General features: G+C 69.5%; 20 protein-coding genes. 11 read left to right on the forward strand and 9 right to left on the reverse strand.

Going from position 1 to position 18,810, the window contains the following annotated elements; translation table 11 throughout:
• The first annotated feature begins 97 nt into the window (after positions 1–97).
• The 3 genes from mads6 to ACQPWU_RS58480 all read left to right on the forward strand — a co-directional run bounded on the left by mads6 (position 98) and on the right by ACQPWU_RS58480 (position 3,216).
• Positions 98–1,444 carry a methylation-associated defense system protein kinase MAD6 gene (gene mads6 / locus ACQPWU_RS58470; RefSeq protein ID WP_433435702.1) on the forward strand — a complete coding sequence of 449 codons (1,347 nt, stop codon included), beginning with the start codon at positions 98–100 and terminating at the stop codon, positions 1,442–1,444.
• On the forward strand, positions 1,441–1,974 hold the full coding sequence (locus ACQPWU_RS58475) for a GNAT family N-acetyltransferase (protein ID WP_433435703.1): 534 nt from the start codon (positions 1,441–1,443) through the stop codon (positions 1,972–1,974). The genes mads6 and ACQPWU_RS58475 overlap by 4 nt, the downstream gene beginning before the upstream one ends.
• 342 nt (positions 1,975–2,316) lie before the next feature.
• Positions 2,317–3,216 (forward strand): M23 family metallopeptidase, encoded by a 900-nt coding sequence (locus tag ACQPWU_RS58480; RefSeq protein ID WP_433435704.1) that lies wholly within the window; start codon positions 2,317–2,319, stop codon positions 3,214–3,216.
• A 45-nt stretch (positions 3,217–3,261) separates the two neighbouring features.
• Here the strand turns inward: ACQPWU_RS58480 and ACQPWU_RS58485 are convergent, their stop codons facing one another.
• On the reverse strand, positions 3,262–4,077 hold the full coding sequence (locus tag ACQPWU_RS58485) for an FKBP-type peptidyl-prolyl cis-trans isomerase (RefSeq protein WP_433435705.1): 816 nt from the start codon (positions 4,075–4,077) through the stop codon (positions 3,262–3,264).
• A 102-nt stretch (positions 4,078–4,179) separates the two neighbouring features.
• Here ACQPWU_RS58485 and ACQPWU_RS58490 point away from each other — a divergent pair, with 102 nt between their 5' ends.
• Positions 4,180–5,211: a DUF2293 domain-containing protein gene (locus tag ACQPWU_RS58490; RefSeq protein WP_433435706.1), complete on the forward strand. Its 1,032-nt coding sequence runs from the start codon at positions 4,180–4,182 to the stop codon at positions 5,209–5,211.
• Positions 5,208–5,594 (forward strand): MmcQ/YjbR family DNA-binding protein, encoded by a 387-nt coding sequence (locus tag ACQPWU_RS58495; RefSeq protein ID WP_433435707.1) that lies wholly within the window; start codon positions 5,208–5,210, stop codon positions 5,592–5,594. Before ACQPWU_RS58490 ends, ACQPWU_RS58495 begins: the two co-directional genes overlap by 4 nt.
• Here the strand turns inward: ACQPWU_RS58495 and kynU are convergent.
• Genes kynU through ACQPWU_RS58510 form a run of 3 tightly spaced genes read right to left on the reverse strand, consistent with a single transcriptional unit; the run spans position 5,587 to position 9,033 of the window.
• A complete protein-coding gene (gene kynU, locus ACQPWU_RS58500) occupies positions 5,587–6,786 on the reverse strand; it encodes a kynureninase (RefSeq protein WP_433435708.1) in 1,200 nt (399 codons plus the stop codon). The genes ACQPWU_RS58495 and kynU overlap by 8 nt on opposite strands.
• 47 nt (positions 6,787–6,833) lie before the next feature.
• Positions 6,834–7,631 carry a 2-keto-4-pentenoate hydratase gene (locus ACQPWU_RS58505; protein WP_433435709.1) on the reverse strand — a complete coding sequence of 266 codons (798 nt, stop codon included), beginning with the start codon at positions 7,629–7,631 and terminating at the stop codon, positions 6,834–6,836.
• Positions 7,624–9,033, reverse strand: a complete 1,410-nt coding sequence (locus ACQPWU_RS58510; protein ID WP_433435710.1) for an aldehyde dehydrogenase family protein — start codon at positions 9,031–9,033, stop codon at positions 7,624–7,626. Before ACQPWU_RS58510 ends, ACQPWU_RS58505 begins: the two co-directional genes overlap by 8 nt.
• Before the next feature lie 125 nt (positions 9,034–9,158).
• Here ACQPWU_RS58510 and ACQPWU_RS58515 point away from each other — a divergent pair, with 125 nt between their 5' ends.
• From ACQPWU_RS58515 to ACQPWU_RS58530, 4 genes are all read left to right on the forward strand, one after another.
• Positions 9,159–9,872 (forward strand): dienelactone hydrolase family protein, encoded by a 714-nt coding sequence (locus ACQPWU_RS58515; RefSeq protein ID WP_433435711.1) that lies wholly within the window; start codon positions 9,159–9,161, stop codon positions 9,870–9,872.
• A gap of 40 nt (positions 9,873–9,912) precedes the next feature.
• Entirely contained in the window at positions 9,913–10,455 is a 543-nt protein-coding gene (locus ACQPWU_RS58520) for a VanZ family protein (protein WP_433435712.1), read from the forward strand.
• A 152-nt stretch (positions 10,456–10,607) separates the two neighbouring features.
• Complete coding sequence (locus ACQPWU_RS58525; protein ID WP_433435713.1) at positions 10,608–11,360, forward strand: GntR family transcriptional regulator; 753 nt, start codon at positions 10,608–10,610, stop codon at positions 11,358–11,360.
• Positions 11,361–11,482: 122 nt separating this feature from the next.
• On the forward strand, positions 11,483–11,725 hold the full coding sequence (locus ACQPWU_RS58530) for a hypothetical protein (protein ID WP_433435714.1): 243 nt from the start codon (positions 11,483–11,485) through the stop codon (positions 11,723–11,725).
• A 427-nt stretch (positions 11,726–12,152) separates the two neighbouring features.
• Here the strand turns inward: ACQPWU_RS58530 and ACQPWU_RS58535 are convergent, their stop codons facing one another.
• The gene (locus ACQPWU_RS58535) at positions 12,153–13,115 is read right to left on the reverse strand and encodes a hypothetical protein (RefSeq protein ID WP_433435715.1); all 963 of its coding nucleotides are present in this window, start codon (positions 13,113–13,115) and stop codon (positions 12,153–12,155) included.
• A 152-nt stretch (positions 13,116–13,267) separates the two neighbouring features.
• Between ACQPWU_RS58535 and ACQPWU_RS58540 the strand changes: the two genes are divergently transcribed.
• Positions 13,268–13,789: a gamma carbonic anhydrase family protein gene (locus ACQPWU_RS58540; RefSeq protein WP_378520897.1), complete on the forward strand. Its 522-nt coding sequence runs from the start codon at positions 13,268–13,270 to the stop codon at positions 13,787–13,789.
• On the opposite strand, the gene ACQPWU_RS58545 is transcribed toward ACQPWU_RS58540, so the two are convergent.
• Complete coding sequence (locus tag ACQPWU_RS58545) at positions 13,761–14,663, reverse strand: hypothetical protein (RefSeq protein ID WP_433435716.1); 903 nt, start codon at positions 14,661–14,663, stop codon at positions 13,761–13,763. The two genes, ACQPWU_RS58540 and ACQPWU_RS58545, sit on opposite strands and share 29 nt — an antisense overlap.
• A 53-nt stretch (positions 14,664–14,716) precedes the next feature.
• Here ACQPWU_RS58545 and ACQPWU_RS58550 point away from each other — a divergent pair, with 53 nt between their 5' ends.
• Positions 14,717–16,042: a hypothetical protein gene (locus ACQPWU_RS58550; RefSeq protein ID WP_433435717.1), complete on the forward strand. Its 1,326-nt coding sequence runs from the start codon at positions 14,717–14,719 to the stop codon at positions 16,040–16,042.
• 476 nt (positions 16,043–16,518) lie between these two features.
• Here ACQPWU_RS58550 and ACQPWU_RS58555 read toward each other — a convergent pair whose 3' ends face one another.
• The 3 genes from ACQPWU_RS58555 to ACQPWU_RS58565 are packed head-to-tail and all read right to left on the reverse strand — an operon-like array spanning position 16,519 to position 18,714.
• The gene (locus ACQPWU_RS58555; RefSeq protein ID WP_080044376.1) at positions 16,519–16,800 is read right to left on the reverse strand and encodes a metal-sensitive transcriptional regulator; all 282 of its coding nucleotides are present in this window, start codon (positions 16,798–16,800) and stop codon (positions 16,519–16,521) included.
• A 46-nt stretch (positions 16,801–16,846) separates the two neighbouring features.
• On the reverse strand, positions 16,847–17,914 hold the full coding sequence (locus ACQPWU_RS58560) for a glycosyltransferase (protein ID WP_433435718.1): 1,068 nt from the start codon (positions 17,912–17,914) through the stop codon (positions 16,847–16,849).
• Complete coding sequence (locus ACQPWU_RS58565; protein WP_360683951.1) at positions 17,911–18,714, reverse strand: hypothetical protein; 804 nt, start codon at positions 18,712–18,714, stop codon at positions 17,911–17,913. The genes ACQPWU_RS58560 and ACQPWU_RS58565 overlap by 4 nt, the downstream gene beginning before the upstream one ends.
• Positions 18,715–18,810 lie beyond the last annotated feature (96 nt).

Below are 18,810 nucleotides of genomic sequence, written 5' to 3' on the forward strand. Positions count from 1 at the left end.
AGGGCGCCAGGTTGAAAGACCGCCGCGCATGCCGCACACGCACCGTCACGCGACGTCGCGCCGACTGCCAATGGACAATCATGGGAGGATACCCCTCATGGCAGAGATCGTCGGCGGGGGACGTCCGGTCAACGACGCCGAGCGGCGGGTGATCGCCTATCTGCGTGACCATGCGCCCGCCGACTGGCTGCTGCTGCACAACGTCGAGGTTCCGCGCGGCCACGACGTCTTCGAGCTGGACCTGATCGTGCTGACCGGCCACTCGCTCGTGGCGGTCGACGTCAAGGGCACCAGGGGCCGCATCCAGGTGTCGGGCACGCGCTGGTTCCCGCCGCGCAGGGAGGCGTTCGGCTCTCCTGTGGCCAAGCTGCGCGGCACCGCCAAGGCGCTCAAGGGCCTGCTGGTGTCCAAGGCCACCCAGCTGGAGCGGGTCTACGTCGACAGCCTGGTCGTGCTCACCTCGCCCGACGCCGAGCTGGTCGACCCCGCGGGGCGCGACGCGGTCAACGTCACCGACCTGCCGGGGCTGCTGAAAACGCTGAGCGACGCCTCCAGGGTCAGGCGCGGGTGCAGCCCCGACGCGAAGCCGTACCGCACCGCGATTCTCGACGCGCTCAACCAGACGGTACGCCGCAGCACCGCGCCGCCGAGGTTCGGCAACTGGGAGGTCGAGGAGCAGCTCGGCGGCGACACCAAGGTCACCGAATACCGTGCGTTCAACGTGACGCTGCCAGGCAGCGAGACCGTGCTGCTACGGGTCTACCAGGCCGACCCGCTGGCCGACAGCGAGGCGCGGGCGGCCGAGCGGCAGCGCATCGCCAACGCGTACCAGACGCTGGCCAGGATCCCGCCGCACCCGTGCGTGGTGCGCTCGCGCGACTTCTTCGCCATCGACGACGAGAGCCGGTTCGTGCTGGTGCTGGACGACGTGCACGGCGAGGCGCTGCACCTGTCGGTGGGCACGGGCGCCCGGCTGAGCGTGATCCAGGACCTGCTGCGCGGGCTGGCGCACGCCCACGCCCACGGCGTCGTCCACCGCGCGCTGACCCCGGCCTCCGTGCTCGTCACGGACGAGGGGCACGCGGTGCTGACCGGGTTCGACTACGCCAAGCCGGGACCGCGTAACTACACCGTGGCCCACGAGCTGGGCAACGTGCTCGACGCGCACTACGTGGCGCCGGAGTGCCAGGAGCGGCCCGACCGGATGACGACCGCCTCCGACGTCTACGCGGCCGGCGCCATCGCCTACCACCTGCTCACTGGCCGGCTCCCGGCCGGACCCGACGCCCACGCCCCCGACGTGCCCGAGGTCGTACGCAGGATGCTCGACCACTCTCCGGCCAAGCGCCCGACCGCCGCCGAAGCCCTCGACGCCCTTGAGGGTGCGCCGCTCCAGGAGTCCCGCCTCAAGCGACTGGTACGTCGGCTAGTGTCCCGATCATGACCATACGCCTGCGTCCGGTCGAAGAGGATGATCTACCCTTCTTGTACAGGCTCACGAGCGACCCCGGCAGCACGGGTGAGTTCCAGTGGTACGGCTTCCAGAATCCCCACCGCATGCGCGCGCGCTGGCTGGACAACGGAATGCTGGGCGACGACGGCGGCATCCTGATCATCGCGAACGGCGACGACAAGATCGGCCTCATGTCGTGGAGCAAACAGGTCGCCAACCGCGCCAGCTACTACTGGTCGATGGGGCTGATCGTGGCGCCGGAGCATCGCGGCCAGGGCCACGGCACCGAGGCGCAGCGGCTGCTCGCGCGCTACCTGTTCGACCACACGACGGCCAACAGGATCGAGGCGTCCACGGAGATCACCAATGTGGCCGAGCAGCGGGCGCTGGAGAAGGCGGGGTTCACCCGCGAGGGCGTCATCCGCGGCAGCGGCTTCCGCGCCGGGGAGTGGCACGACGGTGTGCGCTACAGCATGATCCGCTCCGACCTGGCGTCCTCGGGCGGGCAGGCTACGGCGTAGCGCGCCGGCGGGCGTGAGATACGTACACGCCAGGCTGAGCCCCCCCGCAGGTCCTCCCGATACAGGTGCTCGGCCGGCACGCAGCTCGGAGACGGCGCCGTCCCCGCTCTCGATCCGCCGGCCGATCAACGCCTCGGCGGTGCGCAGGCGTGCCTGGTGGTCCGGCGCCGTCACCGCGTAACAGCGAAGGACCGGGGTCGCAGCGGCGCGAGCACGTGGAAGGTGACCGACACGATCAAGCTCCTCGACGGAGATCCCGAGAGCTTCTGTATCGGTTCTGGACGATTCTTGTGCGGCTTGTCCAGACCCTGTTCTCAGAGATCCCACCGAAAGGATCACCCCATGAAGCTCAGCCGAGCAATGATCGCGGGCCTCGCGTTGGCACTCAGCCTCGGTACGGCCCCAGCCGCGGTGGCCGACCCCGTGCCGGAGTCGGATCAGGCGCAGATCCTCGCGACGAACTTCCAGATGCCGTTCCCCTGCAACCAGACCTGGACAGGCAACTCCAACGCCAGCAGCGCGCACCAATCATGGGAGATCGACTTCAACCGGGGCAGCACCGCCGACGCCGACCTCGGCGACACGGTGGTGGCCGCCGCCGCGGGAACCGTGGTGATCTCCGCGCACCAGGGCTCGACGAACGGCTACGGCAACCTCGTCAAGATCGACCATGGCGGCGGCTGGGCCTCGTACTACGCCCACCTGAACACCCGTACGGTCAGCCAGGGCCAGTCGGTGTCGCAGGGCCAGCAGATCGGCACGGTCGGCAACACCAGCAAGCCGGGCAACAACATCTCGCCCCACCTGCACTATGAGGTACGGCTGGGGACCAACTACCCGGACAACATCCAGAAGGCCGTCTTCAACGGCGTCACGTTCGGCTACCCGCAGCAGACCATAACCTCGAAGAACTGCGGCAACCCCTACACCCCGTCGGCGGTCTGCGGCTCGGGCTACGACGTGATCGACTCGGCCACGCTCGGCAGCGACGGCGCCGTCTACCTGCTCTACAACAGCGCCAACGGCAACAACTGCGTCACCACGGTGAAGTACAAGAACGTCGGCACGGCCACCGCCACCACGGCCTACCTGGAAGTGCAGGGCAGCACGAGGAAGACGGACTCGGGCAACTACGGATATTACGCGGGACCGGTCATCTCGTCGGCGGCCGGCAGCTGCGTCAAGTGGGGCGGCAAGGCCGGCTCCTCGACGTACGACAGCGCGTTCGAGCACTGCGGATAAGGAGTCAGGGGGGCCGGGTGGGCACACCACTGTCACCCGGCCCCTTTACACGTGCGTGAACGTGTCCAATACGTCTATCACGTAGAGCGACGACTCGTCACCGGAACAGGAGACCGCGACCCTGCCGCCGACCCGCTGGCCCACGAGCGCCTCCAGCCAGCCGTCGGGCACGGACCCCTCCTTCAGCGTGAACGCGCTGGGCCCGCCCTTCCGGTAGGAGGAGTCCACGACCGTCCGCGACGGCCAGGACGCCTTCACGTACTGGATCACCACTTTCGCGCCGGCCACGATCTCGTCCCCCGAGCCGTCGATGAGGACACGGGGCGGCGCCCCCGGCACGAGGTCGGCCGGGATCACCGGCAGGGTGCGACCGACGAGCCGGGCGTCGGGCGGGTAGCCACCCAGGATGTCGAAGACCAGCACCAGCGTGTCCGCGGGCGCGAGGCCGGTCAGCGGCACGTTCGGCCCGAGCGCTTCGGACGCCGGGCTGATCAGCATGACCCGGCTGCCCGCCGGGCGGCCGATGAGAGATTGGCGCCAGGTCTCCGACACCTGCCTGCCGTCGAAGACGACCGCGGTGGGCTGGTTGCCGTCATAGGTGCTCATGTACGGCCGGTTGCCCGACCACCGCCGGATGTCCACGTCGGCGAGCACCACGTCGCCTGGCAGCGTACGCCGGCCACTGCCCATCGACAGCACCGTGATCCGCGGCGTGCGACCCGGCTGGCCCTTGGGTATGGCGACGACCGGCTTGGTGCCGAACGCACCCGTGACAACGGGCTGCGTGCCGTCCTCAGCCAGGCCACACGAGGTGGCGAGCATGAGCACGGCCGGCCAGAACAGACGCACGATTTCCTCCACGACCGGATCCTCGAGGGGCCGAACGTCTTACTTGCCGCAACGGCCAAAAGGAAAGCTGCGGGGCTCGCCATCTCACGACAAAGACGCGGGAGACTGGAGCCCGTGAGTAAGCCGAACCTGTCGCGCCGGGTCGCTGAGGCGGCCGAGATCGCGCTGACCACACGGAAGTACGTGACGTTCATCGACGTCGTGACGGGCCTGCGCTGGCTGCACTCCAGGCATGTGGACACCTGGCGGCAGGGCCGGGTCGCCACGCTGTCCGAGCTGGCGGCCGTCGACGAGGACCGCCTGCTCACCACGGCCACGCTGCTGAAGGAGTGGGCGCTGGCCAAGGGGCTCAAGCCGGTGGACGCGCCGTACGTGGCCGGCACCCGCGACCGCCGCGAGCTGCGCTTCACCGCCGGGCACGGGCAGGAGCCGTTCCGCGTGCACTGGCTCTCCCCGGACCTCAGCGAGGCCAGGGTCCGCAGGCTCACCGAGCCCAAGGTGCCCGACCTGGTGGTGGTGGCCCCGCTCAACGACTGGACGTGTGCCACGTGCGGCGACACAGGCCCTTACTTGATCATGGAGGACGACCAGCCCCACTGCCTGACCTGCGCGGACATGGACCATCTGGTGTTCCTGCCGTCGGGGAACGCGGCGCTCAGCCGCCGGGCCAAGCAGGAGAGCGGCCTGTCCGCGGTGGTCGTGCAGTACAACCGGCGGCGCAAGGTCTACCAGCGCATCGGCCTGCTGGTCGAGGAGGCCGCGCTGGCCGCCGCCGAGGAGCGGTGCCTGGCCGACGAGGAAGTACGCCAGCTGCGCCGCGAGCGCGACCGGGTGCGCAGGGCGGAGCAGGACGTCGAGTTCCAGGCCAGGATGGCGGCCGAGATCGCCAGGCTGTTCCCCGGCTGCCCCGAGCAGCGGGCCCAGGAGATCGCCGAGCACGCCGGACAGCGCGGCAGCGGCCGGGTGGGCAGGACGGCGGCGGCCAAGGCGCTCTCCGAGACCGTCATCACGCTGGCCGTCATAGCCTCGATCCGGCACCTCGACACCGACTACGACCACCTGCTCATGTCCGGCGTGCCGAGGATGGAGGCCAGGGACATGGTCAGGGAACGCATCGAGCGCAAGCTGGAGGAATTTCGCCGATGAGCGACTGGCACGACGTACGGGAAGAGCTGCGCGCGTACGCGCTCGGGCTGCCCGAGGCCCATGAGGACCACCCGTGGGGCGAGACCGTCATCAAGGCGAACAAGAAGGTCTTCCTCTTCCTCGGCATCGAGGAGCAGACCGAGAAGTGGGACCCGAAGTTCAGCGTGAAGCTCCTGTCGGAGACACGCGGCCACGCGCTCACCGTCGAGGGCGCGGAGCCCACCAGCCACGGGCTGGGCAAGGCGGGGTGGGTGACCGTGCCGTTCCTGTCGGAGCTGCCGGAGACGGACGTGCTGCTCGACTGGGTGGAGGAGAGCTACCGGGCCATCGCGCCCAAGAGGGCGGTCAAGGCGCTGGACGAGCGGCCGCCCAGGCTCAGGTGACCGCCAGGCGGGTGGCGTACCGCTCGTCGCGCCAGAGCTCCTTGTCCAGCACCTCGAGCAGCGTGGCCGCTGCGTCGTGGACGTCGGCGTAGCCGATGTAGAGCGGCGCGAAGCCGAACCTGAGGATGTCCGGCGCCCGGAAGTCCCCGTGCACGCCCCGGTCGATCAGCGCCCGCATCACCGGGTAGCCGTCGGGGTGGCGGAAGCTCACCTGGCTGCCGCGTGCGGCGGGGTCGGCGGGCGAGACCAGCTCCAGCGCGTCGCCGATCAGGTCGATGAAGAGCGAGGTCAACGCCATGCTCTTGGCCCGCAGTTGGTCCATCGGCACCCGCTCCCACACGTCGAGCGCCGCCTCAAGCGCCGCGAACGACAGCACGTGCGGGGTGCCCACCGAGAACCGTCTGACGCCCTCCGCCGGGCGGTATCCGGGCTCGAACCCGAACGGTTCGGCGTGCCCGTGCCAGCCGGACAACACGTTCTCGGCGGTGGCGTGGTGCCGGGGGTTGACGTAGAGGAACGCGGGCGCGCCCGGTCCCGCGTTGAGGTACTTGTACGTGCATCCGACCGCGAAGTCCGCCCCCGAGACGTCCACCTCCATGGCCCCCACGCTGTGGCACAGGTCCCAGACCATGAGCGCCCCGGCCTCATGGACCCGGGCGGTGACCGACGGCACGTCATGGCGGGCGCCGGTGCGGTAGTCGACCTCCGACAGCAGCACCACGGCCACGTCGTCGAACCGCCCCTCCGCGAAGTCGCGCACCTCGTAGCCGCCGAGCAGCCCGGCCAGGCCCTGGACCATGTAGTGGTCGGTGGGAAAGTTCCGCACGTCGGAGACGATCACCCGGCGCTCGGGACGCAGCCGCAGCGCCGCCGCCACCGCCTGGAAGATCGCGATCGAGGTCGTGTTGCCCACCACGACCTGGCCGGGGCCCGCGCCGATCAGCGGGGCCAGCCGGTCGCCCGTGGTCAGCGGCTGCGCGAACCAGCCGGAGTGGTTCCAGCCGCCGACGAGCTCCTTGCCCCACTCGTCCTCGACCGCCTGCCTCACCCGTTCGGCGGTACGGCGGGGCAGCGCGCCGAGCGAGTTGCCGACGAGGTAGACGACCCCCTCCGGCAGCACGAACTCGTCCCTGAAGCCCCGCAGCGGGTCGGCGGCGTCGAGGGCGAGGCACTGGTCCCGGTCCAATTCCACTCCTTTTATGGCGACATGGTGGCTAATACCCGATTCACGCCATTGTGCTACGTGGAGAACACCGCACGCACGGAGCCCACCCCCTCGACGCGTGCCTCGAACACGTCCCCTGGCCCGACGGGCACCACCGGGCCGAGTGCGCCGGTCATCACCACGTCCCCGGCCCGCAGCGCGTAGTCCGTGCGGCCCAGCCGGGAGGCGAGCCAGACGGCGGCGTTGAGCGGGTTGCCCAGGCACGCCTCCCCCGAGCCGGTCGAGACCTCCTGGCCGCCCCGCGTCATCGTCATCGCCGCGGCCCGCAGGTCGAGCCCCATCAGCGAGACGGGCGTGCTGCCCAGCACGAACGCGCCGGCCGAGGCGTTGTCCGCGACCGTGTCGGCCAGCGTGATGTCCCAGTCGGCGATCCGCGAGTCGGCGATCTCGATCGCCGGCAGCGCGAACTCCACCGCCCTGAGCACGTCGGCCACCGTGAACGGCCCGCCGGCCAGGTCCCTGCCGAGCACCAGCGCGACCTCGGCCTCGGCCCGCGGCTGCAGGAACCTGTCCACCGGCACGGGAAGCCCGTCGGAGTACGACATGTCCGCGAAGAGCATGCCGAAGTCCGGCTGGTCGATGCCGAACTGCTTCTGCAGCAGCGGGTTCGTCACGCCGACCTTCCTGCCGGCCAGGCGCCGCCCCGCCTCGAGCGCCCGACGCGTGTTGATCTCCTGCACGGCGTACGCGTCGGCCACCGTACTGACCAGGTCCCTGATCGGCCCACATGGTTTGCCGGAACGCGCGGCCTCGGCCAGTCGGTCGGCGGCCTGGGTCCGCGAGTCCACGGCCTCGGACCATTCGTCATACATCGGGCTGCTCCAGTTTGATGGTGATCGTGGTGGGTTCGGAGTAGAAGTCGAGCGACTGGACGCCGCCTTCCCTGCCGATGCCCGACAGCTTCACGCCGCCGAACGGAGTGCGCAGGTCGCGCAGGTACCAGGTGTTCACCCAGACGAGCCCGGCCTCCAGCCGCTGCGCCACCCGATGGGCGCGGTCGAGGTTGGCCGTCCAGAGCGTGGCGGCCAGGCCATAGTCGCTGCCGTTGGCCAGGTCGATCGCCTCGGCCTCGCTGTCGAAGGGCGCGACGTGGCACACGGGACCGAAGATCTCCTCCCGGTTGAACCTGGACCATTCTGACAAGCCTGTCACTACCGTCGGTTCCACGAAAAATCCGGTATCGCGTGGGTCGCCGAACGAGGGCACGCCGCCCCCTGTGAGCACCTTGGCTCCCTCCGAGCGGGCCAAGGAGTAGTAGGAGAGCACCTTCTCGCGGTGCTCCTTCGAGATCATCGGCTGCGGCTCGACCTCCTGGGCGCGGATCGCGAGCCGGGCGCAGAACTCCTCGAAGATCGGCCGCTGCACGTAGAGCCGCTCGGTGCACAGGCACACCTGTCCGCCGTTGGTGAAGACCGACTTCACGGTGCCGTCGATGGCCCGGTCGAGATCGCAGTCCTCGAAGATCAGGCCGGCGTTCTTCCCGCCCAGCTCGAACGAGATCGGCTTGACCCGGTCGGCCGCCGTCCGCATGATCGCGCTGCCCGTCGCAGTGGACCCGGTGAACGTCACCGCGTCCACCCACGGGTGCTCGACCAGGAGCTGGCCGGCGGAGCCGTACCCGAAGATGATGTTGACGACGCCGGGGGGCAGCCCGGCGTCGGCGCAGATCTCGGCGAAAACCGCCGCCGAGCCGGGCGTGTGCTCCGACGGCTTGACCACCACCGTGTTGCCCGCGACGAGCGCGGGCGCGAGCTTCCAGGTCATCAGCAGGAACGGCAGGTTCCACGGGACGATCACCGCGACCACGCCGAGCGGCCTGCGCACCGTGTAGCTGAGCATGCCGGACAGGTGGAAGGCGTCGTCCGGCCGCTGGGCGGCGATCTCGGCGAAGGCGCGGAAGTTCGCGATGCCACGCGGGATGTCGAGCGTGCGGGTCTGGTCGAGCGGCTTGCCCGTGTCGGCGATCTCCGCCGTCACCAGGTCGTCGAAGCGGGACTCGATGCCCGCGGCCAGGCGCCGCATCCACCCGGCGCGCTCGCCGACGGGCATCGCCGCCCAGTCACGCGCCGCCTCCCTGGCCGCGCGCACGGCCCGGTCCACGACTTCGGGATCGGCCTCGTGCACCTGCCTGATCACCGCGCCCGTCACGGGGTCGTGGACCGCGAACGTCTTGCCCGCGCCCACCGGCTCACCACCGATGAAATGGGTCAGCACGACACTCTCCTCTTCTCCCCTGTATAGATCGCTGAGCGATTGGCGGACAACCGGGTGCTTCGGGACCTTTCGCTCGTAATCGTCTCGCTGTAACGCGGCCCGCGCTATGAGCGATGGTGTTGCACATGCGAACCACAACCGATCAAGTCGCTGCCCCGGACGGCACCTTCGACGTCCATCTGTGGTTCCCCGACGCCGGGACCGGCCCCGGCATCCTCCTGGTCCAGGAGATCTACGGCGTCGGCCCCTACATCGAGAAGGTCGCTCTGGACCTGGCCTCGCGCGGCTACGTGGTGGCCGCTCCGGACCTCTTCTGGCGCCTCCACCCCCACTGGCAGGGCGAGCACACCCCCGAGGGCACCGCGGTCTCGATCGAGCTGGCCGGCGGGTTCGACTTCGCGCAGGGCGTGGCCGACTGCGCGCTGACCGTCGCTCACCTGCGCTCGCTGCCCGAGGTGAGCGGTGGGGTGGGCGCTCTGGGGTTCTGCCTGGGCGGCTCGATCGACTACACGCTCGCCGCGCAGGTGGAGCTGGACGCCGTCCTGTCCTTCTACGGCTCCGCCGTGCCCGACTCGACCGGCCTCATGGACCGCATCGCGGCGCCCCTCCTGCTGGTCTTCGGCGGCAGCGACCCGTACATCGAGCGTGAGCGGGTGGCCGTCGTCGAGGCAGCCGCGGAAGGCAGACGGAACGTGGTCGTGCACATCGAGGAGGAGGCCGGCCACGCCTTCCACAACAGCGAGGCTCCGATGTTCCACCATCCGCAGGCGGCCGAGCGCGTGTGGGAGGTGGCGCTCGCGTTCCTGTCCGGGCACCTGCCCGTGACCCTGTCCAGATAGACATCTTCCGGTACCCCTGGATGATCGCCATCATGGTCGGATGGCGCGCACGTGGGAATTGTGGGGAACCGTCATTATTGCTGGTACGTTTGCACTCCCCGTCGCCTTGCTAGCAATCTTGTTCCTCTCCCGCCACCGCGCCCGCGCCGGCCATCCGGCACCCCTGCGCACGTCGATCGCCGACATCGGCATCGTGGTCGGCACGGCTCCATGGATCTGGATGACCCTCACGCCGTCAAGCGGTCAGACAGGAGTCAGTCTCGTCCCGTTCACAGACCTGACCGACCTGGTCAGAGCGCCATGGGAGGCGGTGTTCGTGCAGGTCGGGGGCAACCTGCTGGTGTTCGCCGCACTGGGCGCGCTGCTGCCGGTACGCAGCCGCGCAATGTCCTCGACGGCGCGCGTTGCGGCGGTCGCGGCCGCGTTTTCGGTCATCGTCGAAGTCCTCCAGTACGCCTTGCGTCTCGGCCGTTTCTCCTCCGTGGACGATGTCATCCTGAACACGGCAGGCGCCGTGATCTTCGCTTTGATTACTCGCCGCTGGTGGGCCGTTCGAATACCGGCCGAGACCGTTCCACGGTAACGGTCTGCTAAAACTCGGCTGAATTCACCACTGGGGCACGATCCGCTCAAAAGAAGCCCAGGACCAAGCCTTCTATCTGTGCGATCGTGGACAAGACGGGGCAAGTTCTCTGGAGACGCCAGAACCTGGTTGGTGACAGAGGGTGATCAAAGTTGTCTGAATCCCCGGTACCCCACGAGCCCCCTATCTATCGCCGCATCGCCGACGGTCTCCGCGCCCGGATCCTGTCCGGCGAACTGCGCGACGGGGACCGACTACCGGGCGAGAACGCACTGATGGCCGAATACGCAATCGCACGAGCCACCGCCAGGCAGGCGCTTGCCGTACTGATCAACGAAGGGCTGGCGGTTCCCAAACGAGGTTCGGGGGTTTACGTGCGGCTGTTCAAACCGATACGCAGGCACGGCTCACGTCGCCTGTCACGAGAGCAGTGGGGTCAGGGCCGCGCCATCTGGGACGCGGACACACGGGGCCGGCCTTTCACGGTGGACCGGGTGGAGGTGGCGTTGGAGCGGGCCGGCGAGGAGGTGGCGGGCGTCCTGGAGAGCGGCGAGGTATGGGTACGCCGGCGCCGCTACTCGGTCGACGCCAGGCCCGTGCAGCTGGCCACCTCCTACTTCCCCGCGCACCTGGTCGAAGGCAGCGCGATCACCCTCGCGGACACCGGACCGGGCGGTGTCTACGCCAGGCTGAGCGATCTGGGCGTCCCTCCTGCCCATTTCACCGAGGAGGTGCGCGCCCGCATGCCGGGGCCGCGCGAGATCGCGCTGCTCGACCTGCCCGGCGGGACCCCGGTGATCGTGATCGCGAGGACCGCGTACACGTCCGGGGGGCTGCCGATCGAGCTCAACGAGATGGTGCTCGACTCGGCGGCGTACGTACTCCAGTACGACTTCGACGCCTAGTTCAAGACCATCTGTCAAGCGATAGGTTGACCTGACCGTCACGATCATTGAATTCTCTAGAGAGGTGCTCCATCTTCGAAGGAGATGGAACCTCGCCTGGGGGCCGGGAAAGGCGGACAGCGATGTCGTTTGATCGGCATCTTGCCGAGATCGCCCGGGAGTACCCCCAGTGGACCATCTGGCGGAGCGACGCGGGCCGCTGGTGGGCCACGAGACACCATCCGCTCAGCGCGGCGCAGCGCGCTGCCGGATGTGCGATGACCATCGACGCGGACGACCCGGACGGTCTGCGCGACCAGCTCCGGGATCAGGAGATGCGGGCCCACGAGCAGCACCCGCGGCAAGCCGGGCCCGCACCTCCATGACGCGGGCCGTGGAGCGTTCCGCGGCCGGCGTCCACAAGCAGCCCGGTGCCGGGTCCAGCGTCTCGGCGGCTCCGGCACCGGGCCTCCAAATCCAGGAGGGGCCACGAACGCGGAAGCCTCCGACCCTATCGGGGGCGGGGGCTTCCGCTCCGCGGCCCTCCCGGCGACTCCTCACCACGCGACCGCACAACCCGCTCTGCGCGCCCCCACGCCGCCCTCCCGGGCCCGGACACCGCTCTCCGGGACCGCGGCGCCGCAAGAGCCGCGCCGCCCTCTCACGCGTGCGACCAACGCGCCGTCGCCTGTGCGCCCCCTTTCGAGCGGCACCCATACGGGCGCCGGCTCGAGCTCGGGGTGCGCGCTCATGCCGAGGCGTGCAGCCCATACGCCCCCGGGTCGTGCGCGACGTGGGGTGGCCGGGGCAGGGTTACTTGTGGACCTCGGACAGCCGGACGATGTGGACGTCGGTGTCGTCGGAGACGCCGCCCTTCACCTCGGGCTTGTCCGCCTCGTCGTCCGTGTCCACGATGACCCGCACCTCGTCCTGGGGCGACACGGGAGACGTGGCCGGCTCGGGGATCAGCGGCCCGGCCGTCGACTCCTTGCGCATGAGGTCGCCGAGCACCGAGCTGACCTCGGTCAGCCGCCGCACGACCTCCGTGTGCGTGTTGGTCAGGTATTCGACCCGCCGCCCCGCCTGCTCGTCCAGCGCGGCGGTGCGCTGGCGCGCGGAGGCCAGCATGGCCTCGGAATCGCCACGCGCTGCCGACACCAGCTGGTCGGCCTGCGCGTTGGCGGACTGCAGGAGCTGCTCCGACTCGGCCTGGGCGGCCGCGATCAGCCGCTCGGACTCGCTGCGCGAGTCGCGCAGCAGGTCCTCGGCCTCTGTGCGGGCGGCCGCGAGCTGCTCCTCCGCGTCCGTGCCCGCCTGGGCCAGCATCCGCTCCGCGGCCTGCGTCGCCTCGTTCACCCGCCGCTCCGCCTCCGCCTGGGCGGAGGTGAGGATCTTGTCGGCGGTCTCACGCGACGTGGTCACGAGCCGGTCGGCCTCCGACTTGGCCGCGTCGCGAACGCTGGCCGCCTCGGCCTCCGCGTCCTCCCGCTTGGCCGCGGCCTCCTCCTCGCCGAGCCGGAGAATCTGGGCGAGCCTGGGGCTGAGGTCCTCGTAGTTCTGCGGCGTCTCGACCATGCGCCGCCTGGCCTCCGCCAGCTCGATGCGGCCCTGCTCGGCCTGGTCGATGGCCCGGGCCAGCCGCTCTTCCAGGTCCCTTATCTGGTTACGGGTACGGATCATGTAGTCGTGGACCTGACGGCGGTTGTAACCGCGCATCACGACTTCGAAGGTGTCCTCTTGCATCAGATCAGGAATGCTCTCGTGCTGGTTCATCATGGGGGCTACCTAATGAGTGGTTTGCGTGAGGCGGGGGGAAAACTGCGGGTTGTGAGGGTCTGACGACGAGACGTCAGGAAACGACTTTCCTGCCATCTGCCCACGTCCGCAACCGGAACGCCACAGCCGGACCTGGAATTACGATGTCTCGGATGTACATTGCAGCATTGGATAACGGGGCAGTCCCAGACATACACCCCGAGGCGTACATAGCCCCTGGCGCCGTGGTGGTCGGCAGCGTTCGCGTGGGACGGGCGTCCAGCATCTGGTACGGCTCCGTTCTCAGAGGGGACGACGAGCGGATAGAGGTCGGGGAAGAGTGCAACGTACAGGATCTGTCCTGCCTGCACGCCGATCCGGGCGAGCCCGCGATCCTGGAGGACCGGGTCAGCCTGGGCCACAAGGCCATGGTCCACGGCGCCCACGTGGAGTCGGGCGCGCTGATCGGCATCGGCGCGATCGTGCTGGGCGGCGCCCGCATCGGCGCGGGCACGCTGGTGGCGGCCGGAGCGCTCGTCGGCCCGGGCAAGAGGATCCCGTCCGGCGTGCTGGTCGCCGGTGTGCCCGGGAAGATCGTGCGCGAGCTCACCGACGACGACCGGGCCTCCTTCGCCCGCACGCCGGACAACTACATGGCCAAGGCGCTCAGGCACCGGCAGGCGTCATCGCTTTGATCAGGACCTCGTCCGACACCGATGCGGTGTTGAGCGGGTCGGCGTACTCGGGCAGCTCCGGCCGGAGGAAGCGGACGAAGTCCACGGTCAGCTTCAGGTCGGGCACGCCCTTGATCTGCTTGGCGTTGGCCTTGGTCTCGTCCTTCTTGAGCAAGTTGTAGCTGTCCCAGTCGCTATAGGCGGTGACACCCCATTGGAGCACATCGGGGAGGTTGGACGGCCAGCGCCGGCCGACCTTCCACTTGCCGCCGTCCTCCCTGTAGAGAGCGACGAAAGCGCGGCCCACCCTGCCGAGCGCGAGGTCCACCCAGCCGGCCTTGACGGCCAGCTCCTGCGGCTTGGAGCTGCCGTCCTGGGTGTACTTCACCTCGACCTGGCCGCTCTCGTCGGCCGTGCCGGTGGTGACCGACACCCAGTTGGGCTTGGCGTACGAACCGGGCTGGCGGGCCATCAGGCCGCCGAGCGAGAACTTCCGCTTGGGCTGCCCGCCCTTCTTGCCCTCGACCTTGACCCTGGCGTACATGAGGATGTCCCCCGCCAGCTCCTGGTAGACGAAGGGGCCGCGGAAGCCGTCGAACCAGGTCGAGGTCTTGGGCTCGAGATACAACGAGCCCTTCACGGTCTTGTTCACGTCGAGCTTGGCGATTCTGTCGACGTCCTTCTCCGTGTCGCTCAGCTTGGTCCACATCGACATGTCCGTGGCGTCCTGGAACTCCGTCGAGGCCCCGCCCACCTCACCCCCGGGCGTCGGCGGCTCGGCGTTGTCCAGCGTGAGCACGCCCGGCCCCGTCGGGGACGGTTGTGCGGACGTGGTCGTGCCGCAAGCGGAGAGCGCGCCGACGACCGCCAGCACCCCTGCTACCTTCGCCCTCATAGCCGACATTCTGCCGTGAAATACCGATGGGTGATCGGAAGCTGCCCAGTACGATGACGCCCGTGCGACCTTGGGATGCGTTCACCTCCGCCGAGGCGGAGGTCCGAGCGATGGTCGCGGACCCGCGCTGGCAAGGGCTTTCCGTGCCGGATCGCGCCCACGTACTGGCGGCCAGAATTCTTGTGACCCCAGATGGCGACAGGTGGCTCTTCGGTGCGCACGCGCGCTGGCACCTGCACGACCCGGCCGACGGCCGCTGGCACCTCGCGCCGCCTCCGAGGGGCGTACGGGCGCGCCAGGTACAGCACCCGGCGGCGGTGCTGCCCGACGTCGTGATCCCGAACGGGCCCGACTTCCACGCCGAGCCGGGCTCCACCCAGGCGTTCATCGGCCCTGACGTGTCGGAGGACCTTACCGAGCGGCTCAGGGTGCTGCTGCGGGCCAGCGGGCGCAAGTCGGAGCTGGACTACCCGCTGACGGCCTTCGACGAGATCTTCGCCTCCGACGTGCCGAGCACGGTGGCGGCCATCTGGGGCACGATCATGTGGTGCGCGTACGCGCCCGCGTTCGACGGCAACGAGCGGCTGATCACCGTGTTCGGCGAATATCTGCGGCGCTCGCTGCCCGGCGACGAGTGGGTGCGCTGGTTGCCCGCGCCGCCGCTGCTGGACCTCGTCACGCTCGTGTCCGAGCGGCAGGAGGCGGGCCGCCCGCGCGCCGCGCTGAGGCTCGCCGCCATCATGGCGGACACGGCCCAGATCCTGCTGTCCGACACCCGTTTCAGGCCTCGGGCGCTGGCGCTGCTCACGATGGTCGAGCCCATGCTGCGCCGGCCGGGCCTCAATGCCGACCTCACGGACGCGGAGGCGCTGCGCGCGGCGTGGCTGGAGCGTTGCCCGCGCCGGCTGTGCCGGGCCCTGCTCGTCGAGAACGACCCGGAGTCGCACTTCTCACACGCCGTCTACGACCTGGTGGAGGCGCTGTCCTTCACGCCCGACCCGCCCATGGCCGCCGCCACGTTCCTGGCCGACCTGTCCGACTCCAAAGGGGCGCTGCCGGCCCGGCTGGACCACCGGCTCAGGCGCGCGTACGGGGAACTGGACCGCGCCGGGCTCACCGGCACCTCCGCGAGCGAGTCGACCGAGCCCGACGGCTTCCCCGTGCAGGGCGGCGTGCTGACCAAGCCCGCGCCGGCGCCGGAGGTGGCGCCGCCCGATCGGACGAGCGCGGCGGCCGTGCTCGGGGCCGCGTACGCCACCGGCCTCGCGTGGGGCACGCTGACGGGGGCCAAGGTGCCGCAGGGTGGACTGGCCGGGCAGGCGGCACTGGTGCGCAGGCTCGTCCCCGAACGCGACGACAACCACACAGACCACACCTAAACCACAAATAGCGTTATTTCACCCTTACTCCGCCTATATCGTTCTAACACTTGAGGTCACAGGTAATTCTCCGAATTGTGATCTCCGATTCGGGAAATGACCCCACTGGGGCCCCCGAGGATCGGAAAGGAATGACTCCGATGGGCCATGTCGCCAGAAGGGACATCGCCGTAACCTCGTAGAGGGTGTGGGCTGCGGAAGGAAGGACGACGCGGTGGGGCACGATGACCTGGACTCTCGGGTCCACGACCGTGTCGCGTTGGACGAGATTGCGCTCTACGCCGAGGTGCTCACGGCCGTGGCTGTCAGCGAGCGGCGGCTGACCTTGGACGAACTCGACGACGCGCTCGGATTGCGGACTTCGGCGAGCCGCTGAAGGATCAATCACGATTACTAGCCCCGGGAACCTAGTTAACTGGTTTCCGGGGTTTCCTATAACTAGTCAATCGCGCCGTACGGGTCCTTCTGAAGGAGGACTAAGAGCGGACGAGGCGCGCGATGGCCGCCGAGGCCTCCTTGACCTTCGCCTCGGCCTCCGGCCCGCCGGTGTTGATCGCGTCCGCCACGCAGTGGGAGATGTGCTCCTCCAGCAGCCCCAGCGCCACCGCCTGGAGCGCCCGCGTGGCCGCGGAGACCTGGGTGAGCACGTCGATGCAGTAGGCGTCGTCATCGACCATGCGCTGCAGGCCCCTGATCTGACCCTCGATCCGCCTGAGACGCGTCAGATATGCCTGCTTGTCTCCGCTATACCCATGCATGGCCTCTACGGTACCCGTAACCCGATAGGGGTCTACAGGTAAGCGCTCAGCCGAGGTCGGTGATGAGCTTCTCCCACTGCTCGGCCACCTCGCCGGCCGCGTGGCGCACCGCGGTGTCGAGTGCGCCCGCCGCGAGCGAGCGCCGCCTGCGCTCGTCGTCGATCAGCGCCAGCAGGGCCGCCGCGAACAGCTCCAGTTCGCCCTCGCTCTCGGGCACCAGCACGCCGTTGTAGCCCGTCGCCACGAACTCCTGTGGCCCTCTGGCCCCTTCGAAGGCCACCACGGGCACCCCGCAGCCCATGGCCTCGAGCACGGCCATGCCGAGGTCCTCGGTGCGCGAGGTGGTGGCCACGATCGACGCCTTGGCGAACTCGCCCGCCAGGTCGGGGGTCGTGCCCATGAAGTAGACGTGGTTGTGCAGGTCGAGGTCGCGGACCAGCGCGCGCAGCCGCCGCTCCTCCGGGCCGCCGCCGTACAGCCGCAGCCGCCAGTCGGGCCGCTTGTCCGCCACGATCGCGAACGCCTGGATCAGCCGGTCGTACGCCTTGACCGGCACCCACCGCCCGCCGGCCGCCACGATCCTGTTGTCCATGCGCGAACGCGGCCACGGGCCGCTGGGCAGCGCGTCCAGCACGGAGTGCACGGCGGGCCCGTCGGTGAGCAGTTTGCTCCACTCCTCGCCGGCCGACTCCGTGGCCGTCACGACGGCGTCCAGGCGCGGATAGAGACGTTTCACCGGCCCTGGCACGACGGGCCTGCCCCACTCCCTGGCGATCTTCAGGGTCTCGCGCGGGGCATGCCTGGCGGCCTGGACGCCGAGCCCCGGCCTGGTCGTGATCAGTACGTCGGACTTGAGGTTACGCAGGAGCCGCCACAACGCCACCTCGGTGCGTACCTGCCCGCGCGGGAACAGGTGCCTGACGCCCGGCCTGGCGTCGATCACGCTGCGCATGGTCACCTTGGGCCCGACGGGGAAGAACGGCTTCTCCTTCTGCCGCCGGACGCTGATCACCTCGACGTCGTGCCGCTCGGACAGGGCGGTGGCGAGGTTCAGTGTGGCGCGCACGTCGCCCCGCATGGCGTACGCGGAGGCGAGGACCAGGCTGACCTTCATCCGCCCACCTCGATGCGCAGCTCGTCGTCCGCGGTGTAGCAGGGTCTGATGGGCACGCCGTCCACAGTGGCCGAGGGATAGTGCAGCCGGCGTCTCTTGCCGTCGACGTCGTCGAGCCGCGAGCCCATCTTGAGCGGCGTGGACAACCCCTCGACCTCCAGCGCGGGCTCCCACGTGCCGGAGCCCACCTCGGCATCGGGGTCCGCCCCCACCACGTCCACCAGCGAGACGGCGGCGTGGAAGCGCACGCCCTGCACGGTGGCCGTGGCGCGGATCCGCGCGTTCGTCTGCCTGCGCTCCAGGGTCAGCATGGCCTCGTGGCGGGAGTCGTCGTCCTCGAGCCCTGTGTACGCCAGCAGGCCCGTCACCTCGAACCGCCCCTCCCTGAACCAGATCGCGCGCACCTCGGCCACCGGTTCGGCGTCTGAGATCTTCAGCGCCAGGTAGCCGTTGCGCGTTCGGTACGAGCGGTAGGCGAGGGTCCGCCTGCACAGGGCGTACGCGTCGAGGTGGTCGAGCGAGAAGCCGGGATCGACGCTGCGCAGCCTGCTGCGCTTGCCGTCCCGGCGCAGGTAGGCGTCCCAGCGGCCCGTGGTGAGCTCCAGCGGCGCCAGCGAGACCGCGAGCGTGGCCTCACGGGCCCGTGCGCCTGGCGTGCCGAGTCGCACGTCGCGTTCCACCCCCGTGGTGCGATGCCTGAGCACGAGTTCGGTGCCGTCTTCCAGTGGTGCGTCGATGGCGAGCCGGAGGGCGAGGACGTCGGCCAAGGTGACTTCGGCGTCCGTGACGACGACGCCCATCACGAGCCCCCTCCCCGTCGAATAGAGCCATGCGACGTTGAGGTTACCGTGATTTTCCCGTTATGTGGATGCCGGATTACGGACACTTGGCTCGCT

Origin of the sequence: Nonomuraea sp. CA-141351 (assembly GCF_050944675.1) — a bacterium.
Classification (GTDB): domain Bacteria; phylum Actinomycetota; class Actinomycetes; order Streptosporangiales; family Streptosporangiaceae; genus Nonomuraea.